Genomic DNA, 443 nt, shown 5'->3' with positions numbered 1-443 from the left:
GCCGAAACGCGAGAACAGGATATCGAACGCGCCCTCGGGCAGCTCTGCGCTGCTGGCGTCGGCCACCTGAAACAGGGTCGGCGTATCGTGTCGCGCAAGCGCGCGCGCTCGGTCGATCAGCGGTTCGGATATGTCCACGCCCAGCACTTGGCCCCCCGCGCCGACGCGGACTGCCAGAGCCAGAGTCGACGCGCCCGCGCCGCAGCCGATGTCTAGCACGCGCTCGCCCGTCGCGGGCGCGGCGGCTTCTATCGCGGCCTGGCCGAACACCGCCACCAGAGCGTCGAGCCGGGCCTGGTTGGCGACCCAGCGCTCCCCGCTTTGACCATTCCAGTCACCCACCTGATCCGCACGTTGCTTTGCCATGTCATCTCCTTGACTCGACGATCCACCCTTCACCGCGTCGATCTACGCCAACCTTTTCGAAGGCGGCGACGCAACAA

The 443-nt window shown here is 67.5% G+C and carries 1 protein-coding gene; it reads right to left on the bottom strand.

Annotated elements, in window-relative coordinates; genetic code table 11:
* On the bottom strand, positions 1 to 366 hold a 366-nt coding region (locus DIE08_RS35300; protein ID WP_148096105.1), incomplete at its 3' end, for a class I SAM-dependent methyltransferase.
* Positions 367 to 443 lie beyond the last annotated feature (77 nt).

The organism is Burkholderia sp. Bp9004 (assembly GCF_003858025.1).
Classification (GTDB): domain Bacteria; phylum Pseudomonadota; class Gammaproteobacteria; order Burkholderiales; family Burkholderiaceae; genus Burkholderia; species Burkholderia diffusa.
The sequence above is the reverse complement of the archived record's forward strand: the minus strand, read 5'-3'. Positions and strand labels throughout refer to the sequence as shown.